13 protein-coding genes are annotated in these 14,368 nt (G+C 74.4%); 8 read left to right on the top strand and 5 right to left on the bottom strand.

Annotated features, from left to right (window positions below):
• The first annotated feature begins 87 nt into the window (after window positions 1-87).
• Entirely contained in the window at window positions 88-825 is a 738-nt protein-coding gene (locus GA0070213_RS25275; protein ID WP_175441492.1) for a phosphatase PAP2 family protein, read from the top strand.
• 122 nt (window positions 826-947) lie between these two features.
• Entirely contained in the window at window positions 948-2,153 is a 1,206-nt protein-coding gene (locus GA0070213_RS25280; RefSeq protein ID WP_091069911.1) for an APC family permease, read from the top strand.
• A gap of 6 nt (window positions 2,154-2,159) precedes the next feature.
• Here the strand turns inward: GA0070213_RS25280 and GA0070213_RS25285 are convergent, their stop codons facing one another.
• Window positions 2,160-3,932: a potassium channel family protein gene (locus tag GA0070213_RS25285; protein ID WP_091069913.1), complete on the bottom strand. Its 1,773-nt coding sequence runs from the start codon at window positions 3,930-3,932 to the stop codon at window positions 2,160-2,162.
• A gap of 88 nt (window positions 3,933-4,020) precedes the next feature.
• Between GA0070213_RS25285 and GA0070213_RS25290 the strand changes: the two genes are divergently transcribed.
• The 4 genes from GA0070213_RS25290 (at window position 4,021) to GA0070213_RS25305 (ending at window position 7,996) form a co-directional block, all read left to right on the top strand.
• Entirely contained in the window at window positions 4,021-4,503 is a 483-nt protein-coding gene (locus tag GA0070213_RS25290; protein WP_091069916.1) for an MSMEG_6728 family protein, read from the top strand.
• A 175-nt stretch (window positions 4,504-4,678) separates the two neighbouring features.
• Complete coding sequence (locus GA0070213_RS25295) at window positions 4,679-6,220, top strand: FAD-dependent oxidoreductase (RefSeq protein WP_091069918.1); 1,542 nt, start codon at window positions 4,679-4,681, stop codon at window positions 6,218-6,220.
• A gap of 18 nt (window positions 6,221-6,238) precedes the next feature.
• Entirely contained in the window at window positions 6,239-7,357 is a 1,119-nt protein-coding gene (locus GA0070213_RS25300) for a hypothetical protein (RefSeq protein WP_091069921.1), read from the top strand.
• Window positions 7,358-7,555: 198 nt separating this feature from the next.
• On the top strand, window positions 7,556-7,996 hold the full coding sequence (locus tag GA0070213_RS25305; RefSeq protein WP_091069923.1) for an HNH endonuclease: 441 nt from the start codon (window positions 7,556-7,558) through the stop codon (window positions 7,994-7,996).
• A 123-nt stretch (window positions 7,997-8,119) separates the two neighbouring features.
• Here GA0070213_RS25305 and GA0070213_RS25310 read toward each other — a convergent pair whose 3' ends face one another.
• The 3 genes from GA0070213_RS25310 to GA0070213_RS25320 all read right to left on the bottom strand — a co-directional run bounded on the left by GA0070213_RS25310 (window position 8,120) and on the right by GA0070213_RS25320 (window position 12,019).
• A complete protein-coding gene (locus GA0070213_RS25310) occupies window positions 8,120-8,719 on the bottom strand; it encodes a hypothetical protein (protein ID WP_139128721.1) in 600 nt (199 codons plus the stop codon).
• A 58-nt stretch (window positions 8,720-8,777) separates the two neighbouring features.
• Window positions 8,778-9,545 carry an enoyl-CoA hydratase/isomerase family protein gene (locus GA0070213_RS25315; RefSeq protein ID WP_091069928.1) on the bottom strand — a complete coding sequence of 256 codons (768 nt, stop codon included), beginning with the start codon at window positions 9,543-9,545 and terminating at the stop codon, window positions 8,778-8,780.
• A gap of 77 nt (window positions 9,546-9,622) precedes the next feature.
• A complete protein-coding gene (locus GA0070213_RS25320) occupies window positions 9,623-12,019 on the bottom strand; it encodes a M4 family metallopeptidase (RefSeq protein WP_091069931.1) in 2,397 nt (798 codons plus the stop codon).
• A gap of 188 nt (window positions 12,020-12,207) precedes the next feature.
• Between GA0070213_RS25320 and GA0070213_RS25325 the strand changes: the two genes are divergently transcribed.
• Window positions 12,208-12,645, top strand: coding sequence for a hypothetical protein (locus tag GA0070213_RS25325; RefSeq protein WP_091069934.1), 438 nt, complete (start codon window positions 12,208-12,210; stop codon window positions 12,643-12,645).
• A 10-nt stretch (window positions 12,646-12,655) separates the two neighbouring features.
• Here the strand turns inward: GA0070213_RS25325 and GA0070213_RS25330 are convergent, their stop codons facing one another.
• A complete protein-coding gene (locus tag GA0070213_RS25330) occupies window positions 12,656-13,540 on the bottom strand; it encodes a LysR family transcriptional regulator (RefSeq protein ID WP_091069936.1) in 885 nt (294 codons plus the stop codon).
• A 72-nt stretch (window positions 13,541-13,612) separates the two neighbouring features.
• On the opposite strand from GA0070213_RS25330, the gene GA0070213_RS25335 reads away from it, so the two are divergent.
• Window positions 13,613-14,269 carry a type 1 glutamine amidotransferase domain-containing protein gene (locus GA0070213_RS25335; RefSeq protein WP_245716545.1) on the top strand — a complete coding sequence of 219 codons (657 nt, stop codon included), beginning with the start codon at window positions 13,613-13,615 and terminating at the stop codon, window positions 14,267-14,269.
• Window positions 14,270-14,368: the final 99 nt, after the last annotated feature.

Raw genomic sequence — 14,368 nt, forward strand, 5'->3', positions numbered from 1 at the left:
CAGGCCGCCGCCGCCCGCGAGGCCGGGCCGCCGCCCGCGGCCCGGTAGCGTGGTCGCGTGCGCCAGACCTCAGGGGTACGCCGCGACCTGCGGCTGCGGCCCGTCCGACCGGCCGGATGGTGGTGGGACGGGCTGCTGCTCGCCGCGCTGGTGGCGCTGACCGTGGCGCTCGCCTCGGGCCACCTGTTCGGGCTCGACCGGGCGGTCGCCGACTGGTCGGCCGCGCACCGGCCGACCGCCGTCCGGTGGATCGCCATGGCGCTCAACCTGCTCGGTCAGGGCACCCCGCTGACGTTGCTGGCGGCCGGGCTGGGCGTGCTGCTGGCGCTGCGGGTGCGCTCGGTGCGGGCGGTGCTGCCGCCGGTGACCGCGTTCGTGCTGACGTTCTTCACGATCGGCCCGCTGAAGGTGTGGACCGCCCGCCCGGCGCCGAGCGCGAGCGTGAAGGAGCCGTTCCTGCCGCCCGAGCAGACGCTGCCGCTGTTCCAGCACGACCTGCCGGTGCGGTTCGCCCAGTCGTACCCGTCCGGGCACGTGGCCAACGCGATCGTCTGGTACGGCGTGCTCGCCCTGCTGTTGGCCCCGCTGCTGCGCACGGTCGGCCGGGCCGTGCCGGCCCGGTTGATCACCGTGGTCCGGGTGGCGCCCCCGGCGATCGTCTTCTGCACCACCGTCTACCTGGGCTGGCACTGGATCACCGACTCGGTCGCCGGGCTGCTGCTCGGCCTGCTGCTGGACCGGCTGCTGCGGCGGGTGCCCTGGAACGCCCTGCCCCTGCCGGCGCGGCTCGGCGCCTGGGGGCGGCCGGCCGACGGGCTCGACTGAGCGCCCGCCGCCGGTCTGCCGACCGCAGCCCCGGCGGTGGCCGGCTGAATCTCGATCCGGCGCCGACGACGCGATCCCGTGCGCGGCACCCGCCATCAACCCCGGCACCCTAGGCTGCGGGCGTGGAACGGCTGGCGCGGCGACTCGGCGTACCCGATGCGGTCGTCATCGGTCTGGGCTCGATGCTCGGCGCGGGCGTCTTCGTGGTCTTCGCCCCGGCCGCGTCGGCGGCCGGCGGCGCCGGGCTGCTGGTCGCGCTCGCGCTGGCCGGCTTCATCGCGTTCTGCAACGCCACCAGCTCGGCCCGGCTGGCCGCCCGCTACCCGGAGTCCGGCGGCACCTACGTCTACGGCCGCGAGCGGCTGCACCCGTTCGCCGGCTTCGTCGCCGGGTGGGGGTTCGTGGTCGGCAAGACGGCGAGCTGCGCGGCGATGGCGCTGACGGTCGGGGCCTACCTGTGGCCGGGGCGGGCGCGTCTCGTCGCGGTCCTCGCGGTGGTGGCGGTGACCGCGGTGAACCTGCGCGGGATCGGCAAGACGGCGGCGGCCACCCGGGTGCTGGTCGCGGTGGTGCTCACCGTGCTGGCCGTGGTGGCGGTGACCGGCGCGCCGCGGGTGGCCGGCGACCGGTTCACCGGCTTCGCCGACGTCGGCACACACGGCGTGCTCACCGCCGCCGGCCTGCTCTTCTTCGCCTTCGCCGGGTACGCGCGGATCGCCACCCTCGGCGAGGAGGTCAGGGACCCGGAACGCACCATTCCCCGCGCGGTGCCGCTGGCGCTCGGCGCGGTGCTCGCGATCTACCTGACGCTGGCCGTGGTCGCGCTCGGCGTGCTCGGCGCCGACCGGCTGGCCGCCTCGGCCGCGCCGCTGGTCGACGTGGTGACCGCGGCGGGCCGGCCCGGGCTGGCCTGGCTGGTGCGCGCCGGGGCCGCCGTGGCGGTGACCGGGGTGCTGCTCTCCCTGCTCGCCGGCGTCGGCCGCACCACGCTGGCGATGGCCCGCCGCCGCGACCTGCCGGGCGCGCTGGCCGCCGTGCACCCGCGCCACCGGGTGCCGCACCGCGCCGAGCTGGTCGTGGCCGCCGTGGTGATCGTGGTGGTGGCGTTCGGCGACGTCCGGGGCGCGATCGGCTTCTCCAGCTGCACCGTGCTGGTCTACTACGCGATCACCAACGCGGCGGCGCTGACGCTGGGCCCGTCGCTGCTCGCCGCGCTGGGGTTGGTCGGCTGCCTGGTGCTCGCGGTCAGCCTGCCGCTCGTCAGCGTGCTCGCCGGGTTCGGCGTGCTCGCCCTCGGCGCGCTCTGGTACGCCGTCCGCCACCGCTGAGCGGCGTCACTCCGCCGGCTCGCGCGGGGTGGGGGGCGCGGCCGGCGCGGGCGTGGTCTCCCGCAGCAGGGCGGTCAACCCGGCCCGCCGGGCCACCACGGTCAGCCGGTCACCGGCGTTCAGCACCACGCGCGGGTCGACCGACCAGTCGGCCTTGTGCCCGGTGCGGGTGTGCGCCAGCAGGCGCACCTCGCCGGGGCGGGCCACCGCGCCGAGCGGACGCCCGTCCAACGGGGAGCCGGCCACCACGGGCACCTCGGTGACCAGCAGCGCGTGCCGGTCCACCGGGATGGTGGCGATCACCGCGCGGTCCAGCAGGGCCGCCGCGAACGACGGCGCGGCCAGGTAGGAGACGCTGCGCGAGATGCCGATGCCGAACGCCTGCTGGATCCGCTCGGCGAAGTCGCCGTCGAACAGCCGCAGCACCACCCGCAGGTCGGGGTCGAGCGAACGGGCGATCAGCGCGGCGCGCAGGTTCGCCCCGTCGTCCGTCGAGACCACCACCAGCGCCTGGCTGGTGTCGACCGAGGCGGACCGGAGCGTCTCCTCTAGGCCGGCGTCCCCGACGATCACCGGCACGCCCAGCCGGTGCGCCAACGCGGCGCCCCGCGCGTCGGGATTCTTGTCGATGGCCACCACCTCGACGCCGAAGTCGTGCAGTTGAGCCATCACCCGGGTGCCGATGTTGCCCAACCCGACCACCACCACGTGGCCCGAACGGTCGGGTTGGATCCGGCCGGCGTGCAGGGCCAGCCGGGCGTTGACGATGCCGTCGACCACCGCGGCCGTGATCAGCGGGATCAACGCCAACCCGGCCAGGTTGAGCACCACCTGCATCACCTGGGCGGCGGCCGGCTTGTTGACGTCCGGGTCCTGGCCGCTGAGCGTGGTGACCAGGGTGAGGTAGAGCGCCTCGCCCCAGTCGACGCCGGCGGCCCGGGCGTTCAGCCAGCCCAGCACCGCGATCACGCCGAGCAGCACCAGCACCGCGATGCCGATCTTGCGGGTGGCGAAGCTGCGGACCGCGCGCAGCAGCACCTCCACCGGCTGCCGACGCCGCCGGGCCCGTACCAGCCGGCGGGCGGCCAGCTCGGTGCCGGGCGGCTGGCCGGTCGCCTCGGCCAGCACCACGTCGGCCGCCGCCTCGTCGGCGGGCAGCACCCGGACCAGCTCCGGGTCGGCGGTGACGGCCAGGCCGCACACCACGTCCTGCGGGCGTACGTCGGTGCGGCGGGCCACGTAGAGCGTGCGGCCGGCGTGCCGGAAGTGGGTCGGCGCCAGCTCGCCCAGCGCGGCGGCGACGAAGGCGGGGGCGGCCATCGAGGCGTCCGAGATGATCGCCGAGTCGGGGAAGAGCTGCCGCAGCCCGTCGGCCAGATTGGTGTTGAACATCCGCACCACCAGGCGCAGCCGGGGCTCGACCTCCTGCGCGCAGAGCGCCGCGTGCATGTTGCCCACGTCGTCCTGGTGCAGCAGTGCCAACCCGGCCGCGTCGGCCAGCCCGGCCCGGCGGAACGCGGCCTCGTCGAGCCGGTCCGCCAGGACCACGCGTACGCCGGGCACGTCCCGCCCGTCCGGGCCGTCGGACCGACGGCGCTCCGGCACCACGAGCGTGACCCGGACCTGACCGGCGGCCGGGTCGGTGGCGAGCATCGCCCGGACCACCCAGTAGGCCAACGGGTCCGAGCCACAGACCACGTAGTGGGGGCGTTCGTCCCCGTTCGGCCGGAACCGCCACCCGGTCGCGCGGCGCGCTCGATCGCGCAGAGGCTCGGCCATGCCCGGATCGTAGTCAGCCGCTCGCGGTGGGCGCAGCCCCCATCGATCTTGAACGCATGGCGTCGCCGGCGGCGGGTAGAGCACCGGCATGCAGACGTTCCTGCCGTATCCGGACTTCCTGGCCAGCGCCCGGACCCTGGACCAGAAGCGGCTGGGCAAGCAGCGCGTGGAGGCCATCCAGGTGTTGCGCGGGTTGACCCGACCCGACTACGGCTGGCGCAACCATCCCGCGGTGAAGATGTGGGCCGGGTACGAGGAGGCGCTGACCCGCTACGGGCTCGACATGTGCGCGGTGTGGTGCGAGCCCGGCCGGGCGGACACCTGCGCCGCCACGCTCGCCACCGACCTCGCCGCCGCCTGCGGCATCACCACCGTCCGGACCCAGGACGAGTTGGCCGCCACCGGGGACGTCCCGCCCTGGCTGGGCCGCGAGGACCTGCACCGCAGCCACCGTTCCTCGCTGCTGCGCAAGGACCCCACCCACTACGCCCCGCTCCTCCCCGCCGACACCCCGCTCGACCTGGAGTACGTCTGGCCCCCCTCCGACCGCCCCCGCCGCTGCCTCGGATGAAAGGCGGGGGCCCCTTTTAACGGATTCGGTAGAGGAAGGGGCCCCGCTTAACACCCGCCGCCCGCGCAGGGTCCCGGCGGTGTTAAGCGGGGGCCCCGCCACATCCGAATGCGTTAAAAGGGGCCCCCGCCTTACACCTCGGGCAGGATGGGGGGACTTGGGAGCGGAGGGTGGCGTGGGGCTGTCGCAAGTGGTTGGTCGGCTCATCGGCGTACGTGAGCACGTGGTGGACCCGGGCGGCGGTGGCGCGCCCCGCGTGCCGCAGCCGGCGTCGGCGCTGGTGGTGGGGGGCGGCATCGCCGGCATGTCGGCGGCGGTGGTGCTGGCCGAGCGCGGGGTGGCGGTGACCGTGCTGGAGGCCGCGCCGCATCTCGGCGGCCGGCTCGGCGCCTGGCCGGAGGCGCTGCCCGACGGCGCCCAGCAGAACGAGCACGGGTTCCACGCGTTCTTCCGGCAGTACTGGAACTGGCGCTCGATCCTGCGTCGGGTCGACCCGACGCTGGGCTTCCTCAAGCCGATCCCGGGTTATCCGATCCTGTCCGCGCAGTGGCCGACCGAGGAGTTCGGCAAGCTGCCGCCGGCCCCGCCGGCCAACCTGCTGGCGCTGTTGCTGCGCAGCCCGAGCCTGCGCCTGGCCGACCTGCGGTCGATGGACCGGGACGCCGCGCTGCCGCTGCTCACCTACGACCCGGTGCGCACCTACGACGAGTTCGACGAGCGCACCGCCGACGAGCTGCTCACCTCGCTGCGGCTGCCGGACCGGGCCCGGGCGATGCTGTTCGAGGTCTTCTCGCACTCGTTCTTCAACCACGAGGCGGAGATGTCGGCCGCCGAGATGATCGCGCAGTTCCACTTCTATCTGCTCGGCAACCCGGAGGGGTTGGCCTTCGACTGCCCGGACCAGGATTATGCGACGGCGATCTGGGAGCCGCTCACCCGGCACGTGGAGAAGCACGGCGGCCGGGTGGTGACCGGCGCTCCGGCGGCCCGGCTGGACCGTACCCCCGAGGGTTGGCGGGTGACCGGCGCGAACGGCGATACCTGGGCGGCCGGGCACGTGGTGCTCGCCGTCGACCCGCCGGCACTCGCCGCGCTGGTCGCGGCCTCGCCCGGCCTGGTCGCGGTGGCGCCCGAGCTGGTGGCGCGGATGCCCGCGTTCGGCAAGCCCGGTCCGCCGTACGCGGTGGCGCGCTACTGGATGGACGGGGACGTCCGTCCGGACCGGGCGGTGTTCAGCGGCGTCTCCCGTCAGCCGACGCTGGACTCGGTGACGCTCTACCACCGGCTGGAGGCCGAGCCGCGCCGCTGGGCCGAGCGCACCGGCGGCTCGGTGGTGGAGCTGCACGCGTACGCCTGCGAGCCGGACGTGCCGGCGGACGAGCTTGCCGCGCGGATGCTGCGGGAGCTGACCGCGCTCTGGCCGGAGGTGGCCGAGCTGCGGGTCCGCGAGGTGCGGGCCCGGGTGGAGGCGCAAGCCCCGGCGTTCACGCCGGGCAGCCACGCCGGCCGGCCCGGGGTACGCACCGACGCCGAGGGGCTCTACCTGGCCGGGGACGGGATCCGGACCGAGTTCCCGAGCGCGTTGATGGAGCGTTCGGCGGCCACCGGGATCATCGCGGCGAACCACATCCTGCGGGCCGAGGGCGCGGCGGCCGAGCCGGTCCGCTCGATCCGGCCTCGGGGGCTGCTGGCGCGAACCGCCGATAAACGGTCATAAAACGCATAAGGTTTAGCGGTGGGCACCGCGACGCGGACGGAGGACCGGCAGGACGAGCGGACCGCGGTGGTCACCGCGCTGCGCCTCGGCTGGTCCATGGCGGACGCCTACCACCACGCGCGGACCGCCGACCTGGCCGAGGACGCGGACCGGCCGGCGACCGCCCCGGGGAAACTGTCCAACCTCACCGAGATGCCCGGGCGGCACCGGCTCGGCATGTACCTCGACGGCGTCGACGTGGCACTCGCCCAGATCGCCCCGCTGACCCCGCCCGGCCGTGCCGTGCCGTCGACCGAGGCCGCCCGGCGGGTGGCCGGCGCGGACCGGGAGCCGCTCCTGCTCGCCCTCGACGAGTTGAACGTCGAGGTGTTGCGCTGGACCATGGCCACCAACCACCGGGTGGGCGTGGCGTACCGGCTCGGCCGTTCGCTCGCCGACACCGTCCGGCGCGGCGACGCCGCCGAGCTGGTCCAACGCTTCGGCGGCCGGCAGATCCAGCTCAGCCGGTGGCTGGACGAGCTGGCGAGCGTGCTGCCCCCGTACTCGGCGGCGGTGGTGCGTCGCTCGCTGTCCGCCTGGGCCGACGCGGTCGGCCGGGCCACGGTCGGTGACCCCGGCGAGGCCGGGCTCGCGGAGCTGGCCCGCGAGCTGCGCAACCAGGGCGACCTCTGGCAGGACGTGCTCACCGGCGGCCTGCACCCGCGCGACCTGCTGGACGAGGAGAACTGGGCGGTGGTGGCCCGCAACGTCGTCATCCGGGACCGGAAGCTGGTGGCGCAGGCGGCCCGGGGCATCTTCTGGCCGGTGCTGGCGCCGCTGCTGGTGGTGCTCCTGGCGGTGGTCGGGGTGAGCGCCGCGGCGGCGGCCGGCTCCCCCACCACGCGCGCCGCGGTCGCACTGGTCGGCCTCGGCGCCGGGCTCACCGCCATCTGGCGGTCCATCTCCACCCCGACGCTGTCGGTGGCCGCCGAGGTGAACCGGCCGCTGCTGGAGAGCGAACTGGTGGCGCAGATGAGCGCCCGGATCGACCGCCCGCTCGCCGCCGCCCGCCGGGCCGGAAGCGCCGGCCGGCAGCGACCACCGTCCGACGGCGGATCGAAATACGTTGCCCGCCTTTCCGGGGTGGACCTACCGTGAACGCGCAAGGTCAACCACCGTTCCAGGAGCCGTCCATGTCGTACCGACCCGCCACCACGATGACGTCGTGGCTGCTCGGCGACGGCTGCCCGGGGCCCGGAAGGCTCGACTGACGCGCGTCGCGCGCCCCCGTCGTCGCCGCCCGGTCCCCGTGGACCGGGCGGCTTTCTCGTACCACCGATCGGAAGGGAGAACCCGGTGGACGCCGTCCTCGTCGTCAACGCCGACCTCGGCCCGCTGCACCGGGTCACCGTCCAGCACGCGATCCGGATGCTCTGCCGCCGGGTCGCCGAGATCCACGAGGCCGAGCCGGACCGGCTGATCGGCGTCTTCCCGCTGCCGCGGGTGGTCCGCCTCGTCCGGTACGTGGTGACGCGCTGGCGGTTCCGCGCCGGCCCCGGCTGGTCCCGGGCCGGGGTGCTGGCGCGTGACGCCCGGCGGTGCGCCTACTGCGACGGCCCGGCCGGCACCATCGACCACGTGCTGCCCCGCTCGCGCGGTGGCCGGAACACCTGGGGGAACACCACCGCCTCCTGCTACGCGTGCAACCAGCGCAAGGGCGACCGGACCCCGGCCGAGGCGGGCATGCCGCTGCGGCGGGAGCCGGCCACCCCGAGCTGGGTGACGCTGGCGCGGTGACGGGACGGCCGGCGGGCACAGGGGGCGGTGTCGGGGGTAAACCCCGGCGCGGCGCCCGCCGGCCCCGACCAGCTGAGATCTGGGAAGGAGATGGCTCTCAGCGGGGCCGAAATCTTCCCCGATCTAGCGCAGAGCGGGCGACTCGGCCGGGTGGTGACGGAGGAACTCGGCCGCCCGGCGAGCATTGTGGTGGACCTGCCAGCCGACCAGCGCGAACGTCACCGCGATCAGCCCGAAGGTGGCCACGAAAGCCGGTGAGGTCACGCGGATCAGCGCCTGACCGAGGTTCACCAGCACCAGCCCGGCGACGGGCACGGCCGCCCACCCGCCGTCCACCATCTGGCGCGCGACGAGAGTGAGCGTCGCCAGGTCGGCGTCGGGGCCGACGTCGCCGCGGCGCACCTGCTTGACCAGCCGGGATCGCCGGCGCATCGGCATGGCCCACATGGGGGACTCCCGGTTGGACCGGTAGCGCCCGCTGCGGACAGCCCACACGATCGCACCCACCTCGACGACCAGGCCGAGGACGACGAGCACCGCGCCGGCGATCTGGGCCGACTCCGGGGCGTCTCCCTCCCACCAGCTCGACCAGCCCGCGCCGAGCAGGGTGCGGGCGAGCAGGAGTCCGAGCACACCGGACACCAGCCCCACGCCGAGCATGAGCCCACGGGTCCGGCGCCTGCCCCGCCGGATCAGGCGTGCGTCGTCGTCTCGACCGTCCATCGTGGCCCCCCGTTCGCTGCTCGGGGCGTACCCCTGGGGTGTGGCGGGCAAACGGCGGTCAGCGAGGCGCCGGCGGCGACCAGTCGAAGCGCGGCGGCCGGCGCTCGTTCGCGGCCGCCACCCCCTCGCGGGCCTCGCCGCTGTCCCGCACCTGGGCGTGCCACCAGGCGATCCGGTCGGCGTCGACGCGCCCGTCGACGATCTCCTTGGCGGCGGTGACGGTGAGCCGGGAGCGCTCGGCGATGGTGGCGGTCAGCGCCGCCACCCGGTCGGCGAGCGCGGCGGCCGGGAGCACCTCGTCGACCAGGCCGATCCGCAGCGCCCGGTCGGCGTCGACCAGGTCGCCGGTGAAGAGCAGGTGCTTCGCGGCGGACGGCCCGACCAGCCCGGCCAGCCGCCGCGTGGTCGGCACCGGATAGACCAGGCCGAGCCGGGCCGGGGGTACGCCGAACCGGGCGTCCACCGCGGCGAGGCGCAGGTCGCAGGCGACGGCGAGCTGGCAGCCGCCGCCCACGCAGGCGCCCTCGATCGCGGCCACGGTGGGGCGGCCGAACGCGGCGAGCCGCTCCTCGGCGGCCACCGCGATGCTGCCGTCACCGGCGGCCAGCAGCTCGTCCAGGTCACCGAGGTCGGCGCCGGCGCAGAAGGTGCCGCCGGCGCCGGTGAGCACCAGCACCCGCACCGCCGGGTCGGCCTCCAGGCCGTCGAGCAGCACCGGGAGCCGGCGCCACATGGCCGGGGTCATGGCGTTGCGGCGGGCCGGATTGTGGATCACCACGGTCGCCACCGGGCCGGTCACCGTGACGGTCAACTCCGCGTCGGACATGGGCCCGACCGTAACGGGCGGGGCCCGGTGACCACCCACGTGGGGTGGCCGCCGGGCCCCGGGGTCGGGCGGTCAGGTCAGGAGACGTTGACCGCGGTGTCGTCGACGACGAACGAGGTCTGCAGCGAGGCGTCCTCGGTGCCGGTGAACTTCAGGGTGACGGTCTGCCCGGCGTACGCGGCCAGGGAGAACGACCGCTGGGTGTAGCCGGTGGCCTTGTTCAGGTTCGAGTAGGTCGCCAGCGTCGCCAGCACGGTGCCGGACGAGTTGAGCACCTGCACGTTCAGCTTGTCGTACTGCACCGTCGACGTGCTCTCCGCCGAGTCGATGTGCAGCCAGAAGCTGAAGTTGTAGGTCGAGCAGCCCGACGGCAGGCTCACCGACTGCGCCAGCGTGTCGGTGCGGGTGCTGCCGTAGCCGTTGAGCCACGCGTTCCAGGTGCCGCCGTGGGTGGGCTGGCCCTGCGAGCCGTACTGCCCGATCACGCCGGAGGTGGTGGTCCAGCCGGTGTTGCCGGACTCGAAGCCCGGGTTGCCGAGCTTCTGGCCGGCGCCGGTGCAGCCGCCGCCGGTGCCGGTGACCGTCAGCGAGTACGTGGCGGTCTTGGTGCCCGAGGTGGCGCTGCCGGTGACCGTCACCGAGTAGGTGCCGGTCGGGGTGCTCGCGCTGGTGGCGATGGTGAGCGTGGACGAGGCGCCCGAGGTCACCGAGGCGGGGCTGAACGACGCGGTGGCGCCGGTCGGCAGGCCGGACGCGGAGAACGTCACGGTCTGCGCGGTCCCGCTGGTGGTGGCGGTGGCGACGGTGGTGGAGGCGGATCCGCCCTGGGTCACCGACCCGGCGGTCGGCGACAGGGAGACGGAGAAGTCGTTGCCGGTGGAGCTGCACGGGGCGTCGTTGCCGGCCACGTTCACCGCGGTCCACGCCGCCTGGACGGTCTTGTACTCGGTGGAGCAGTTGCCGTACAGGTCGGTCGCCGCCCGCAGGGTGTACGCCCGGGCGGTGTTCGACGGCGTGGTGGTGTTGACGTACGAGGTGTTCGAGGTGAAGTACACGTCGAGCGCCCGGTACCAGATCTTCTCCGCCTTGGCCCGGCCGATGCCGGTGACCGCCGGAGCCGAACCGCAGACCGGCGAGGTGCCGTACGAGGTGGCGCCGGTGCCCTCGGCGAGGTTGAAGAAGAAGTGGTTGCCGACGCCGGACGAGTAGTGCACGTCCTTGTTCTTGGTGCTGGTGGACCAGCAGGAGTCGGACGAGCCGTCCAGCGACGGGTTGTACATGTAGCGCAGCGGCGTACCGTTGCCGTTGATGTTGATCTTCTCGCCGACCTGGTAGTCGCCCGGGTCGCTCGGCGCGGCGGCGTAGAACTCCACCATGTTGCCGAAGATGTCGCTGGTGGCCTCGTTGAGGCCGCCGGACTCACCGGAGTAGACCAGGCCGGACAGCGCCTCGGTGACGCCGTGGCTCATCTCGTGCCCGGCCACGTCCAGCGAGACCAGCGGGCGGGAGTTGCTCGACCCGTCGCCGTAGGTCATCTGGGACCCGTCCCAGAAGGCGTTGACGTAGTTGTTGCCGTAGTGCACCCGGCTCGGCACGCCCTGGCCGTTGCCGAAGATGCCGTTGCGGCCGTGCACGTTCTTGTAGTAGTCGAACGTCTTGGCGGCGCCGAAGTGGGCGTCCACCGCGGCGGACTGCCGGTTGGAGGTGGCGCCGTTGCCCCACGCGTTGTCCGCGTCGGTGAAGGTGGTGCAGGTGGAGGTGCCGTTGTTCATGTCGCAGGTACGGCCGTTGCCGTGCGACGGGTCGATCATCTGGTAGGTGCTGCCGGAGAGCGTCGTGTCGATGCTGACCGTGCCGGTGTAGATGCCCTGGCCACTGCCGACCACCGACTCGATCTCGTCGTACGAGCCGATCACCTTTCCGGTGGTGGCGTCGGTGACGACGTGCAGCTTCGACGGCGTCTGCTTGTCCGCCTTCCACCCGCTGGCGACGGTCTCCCAGGCCAACCGGCCCTTGCCGCTGCTGGCGTCGACGAACAGTTCGGGCGCGCCGACGGAGGTGAGGCTGCCGGTGAACGCCTTGCGCGCGCTGGCCTTGGCGGCGGCCGCGCCGACCTTGGCGGTGGTGCCCAGGGTCAGCGGGGCGGACAGGCCGACCGAGGTGCCGGTCATGGTGCCGTTCGGTGCGGTGTGGACGACGAAGTCACCGCCGTAGACCCGCAGGCCCTGGTAGGTCCGGGTGTAGCGGGTGTGCGCCGCCCCGGAGGGGTCGACCTTGGTGCGGACGGCCCGGTAGGCCTCCCCGCCGGCGCCCTGGACGGCACCCGGGTTGGTACGGATCAGGCTGTCGGCCCGGGCCGCGGCGGACTCGGGGCTCGGGGCGCTGGGCGCGGCCGCTTGCGCCGTGGTGGTGACGCAGGCCAGCACGCCGCTGGTGAGCAGCGCTGCGCTGACGGCGGCGACGGTTCTTTTCACGTGCCCTCCTGCAAGGAGAAGTTGTGACGGGGGTAGTCACTGATGTAGATATAGCTGAGACATCGACAGGCGTGAAAGAGGGCGACGGTTTCCCGTCCCAGACACTGACCGAACGGATGAGGAGGCGCGGTGGTCCGGAACCGGGTGGCCCCGTCGCGCGTCCGATCGGCATGAGAGCAGCCCCCGCCGTGGCGATCGCCGTCGCCGCCGTCCTCACCCCGCTCGCGGGCTGCGCCCGCGCCGACACCCCGCCGCCGGTCGGCCCGGCCGTCACCGCACTGCCCGGCGTCGAGGTGACGCTCGTGAAGTCGGGCGGCATCGCCGGCCTGACCGACACCGTCACCGTGCGGCCCGACGGCAGCTGGACGAAGACCGACCGGGCCGGCGCCGCCCACGACGGCCGGCTCGCCGCACCGGACCTCGACCGGCTGCGGCAGCTCGCCGCCGACCCGCGGCTGGCCGCCGAGGCGGCGGTCACCGTGCCGGCGACCATGTGCGCCGACGCGTTCAGCTACCGCCTCACCGTCGGCCCGACGAGCGTCGGCTACGTGGACTGCCCGCCGCAGGCCACCCCGCCGGCCGCCACCGCCGAGGTGGTCGGCCTGCTCACCCGCGCCACCGGCTGACCGGCGCCGCTCACCAACCGGGCGCGGCCGCGAGCAGGGTCCGCCGCACGGCCTGCACCTCGCGCCGCCCGGCCGCGCCCGGCCGGGCGGCGAGGAAGAGCGTGTTGAGCGGCGGCACCGGCGGCGCGAGCAGCGCCCGCAACGCGCCGGAGGCCAGCTCACTCCGGCAGAGGTACGCGGGCAGCACGCTCACCCCGGCGCCCGCCGCCACCGCCGCCCGGACCGCCCGCAGGTCCGCCACGACCAGGCTGGGCGTGCGGGTGAGCCGGGTGTCGAAGACGGTCCGCCAGTACCGCCGCAGGATCGGCGCCTCCTCGCCCCAGGCGACCAGCGGCACGTCCCGCAGCGCCGCCGGGGTCACCGGCCCGGCCAGCCGCTCGGCCCAGGACGGCGCGGCCACCAGCACGAACTCCTCGTCGTAGAGCGGCTCGACGACCACTCCCCGCCGGCGCGGCCGCACGCTGGTCACCGCCAGGTCGAGCCGGCCGGCGACCAGGTCGTCCAGCAGCCCCTCCGGCATCCCGGCCACCGCCCGCAGCTCCAGGCCGTCGGCGACCGGACCGGCCAGCGCCGGCAGCACCCGCTCGGCGAGCAACTCGGCGGGTCCGCCGAGGAAGACCGTCCGGGCGTACGCCGTGTCCGGCGCCCCGGTCAGCACGGCGGCGAGCCGGTCCAGCGGCTCGGCCACCCGGCGGGCCAGCTCGTCCCCGGCGACGGTCGGGGTGACGCCGCGGGGCAGCCGGTCGAAGAGCGGCCGCCCGACCGCCTCCTCCAGCGCCCGGAGCTGCGCGGTCACCGTGGGCTGCGCCACACCGAGCTGCTCGGCCGCGCCGGTGATCGAACCGGCGCGGTGCACGGCGAGGAAGCTGCGGAGCAGGTCGAGGGACGCCTTCACATCAGCAAACCTATCGCCGACGTGACTCTTACCTATTGGTCAGCTATGGCTCGACGCGCCAGCATGGGTGGTATGACTCGTGCACTCATCGCCCTGACCAGCCATTCCGAGCTCGGCGACACCGGCCGCAAGACCGGCTACTACGTCGGCGAGGCCGCCGAGCCGTGGGAGGTCTTCCGGGCCGCCGGGTACGACGTCGACCTGGTGTCGGTGGCCGGCGGCGAACCGCCCACCGACGGCCGGGACGCCGACGACAAGACCCAGAACGACTTCCTGGCCACCGCCGGCGTGACGGACACCCCGAAGGCCTCGGACGTCGACCCGTCCCGGTACGACGTGATCGTCTTCGCCGGCGGCCACGGCACCATGTGGGACTTCCCCGACGACGAGGACCTGGCCCGCATCGCCCGCTCGGTCCACGAGCGCGGCGGCGTGGTCGCCGCCGTCTGCCACGGCCCGTCGGCGCTGGTGAACCTCACCCTCACCGACGGCTCCAGGCTGATCGCCGGCAAGCGGGTGGCCGGCTTCACCAACGACGAGGAGGCCGCCGTCGGCCTCACCGACGTGGTGCCGTTCCTGCTCGCCGACAAGCTCACCGAGGCCGGTGCGCAGCACGTCCCCGCGCCGAACTTCACCGAGCACGTGGTGGTCGACGGCAACCTGGTCACCGGCCAGAACCCGCAGTCCGCGCGCGCCGTCGCCGAGGCCGTGGTAAAGCTCCGCCCCTGACCCCCACCCCGCCTTTTTCCGCGATCTTGGAGTTGTGGCGCCTCGAATGCACCTTTCATCCGGTGTCAGAGGTGCCACAACTCCAAGATCGACGCGAGC

The sequence above is a fragment of the Micromonospora humi genome (assembly GCF_900090105.1).
GTDB classification, from domain to species: Bacteria; Actinomycetota; Actinomycetes; order Mycobacteriales; family Micromonosporaceae; genus Micromonospora; species Micromonospora humi.

Bases quoted from the DNA above. Each gene is read 5' to 3' on its own strand.
- GA0070213_RS25285 (WP_091069913.1), bottom strand. From the start codon at position 3,932: ATGGCCGAGCCTCTGCGCGATCGAGCGCGCCGCGCGACCGGGTGGCGG.
- GA0070213_RS25290 (WP_091069916.1), top strand. From the start codon at position 4,021: ATGCAGACGTTCCTGCCGTATCCGGACTTCCTGGCCAGCGCCCGGACC.
- GA0070213_RS25310 (WP_139128721.1), bottom strand. From the start codon at position 8,719: ATGGACGGTCGAGACGACGACGCACGCCTGATCCGGCGGGGCAGGCGC.
- GA0070213_RS25315 (WP_091069928.1), bottom strand. From the start codon at position 9,545: ATGTCCGACGCGGAGTTGACCGTCACGGTGACCGGCCCGGTGGCGACC.
- GA0070213_RS25335 (WP_245716545.1), top strand. From the start codon at position 13,613: ATGACTCGTGCACTCATCGCCCTGACCAGCCATTCCGAGCTCGGCGAC.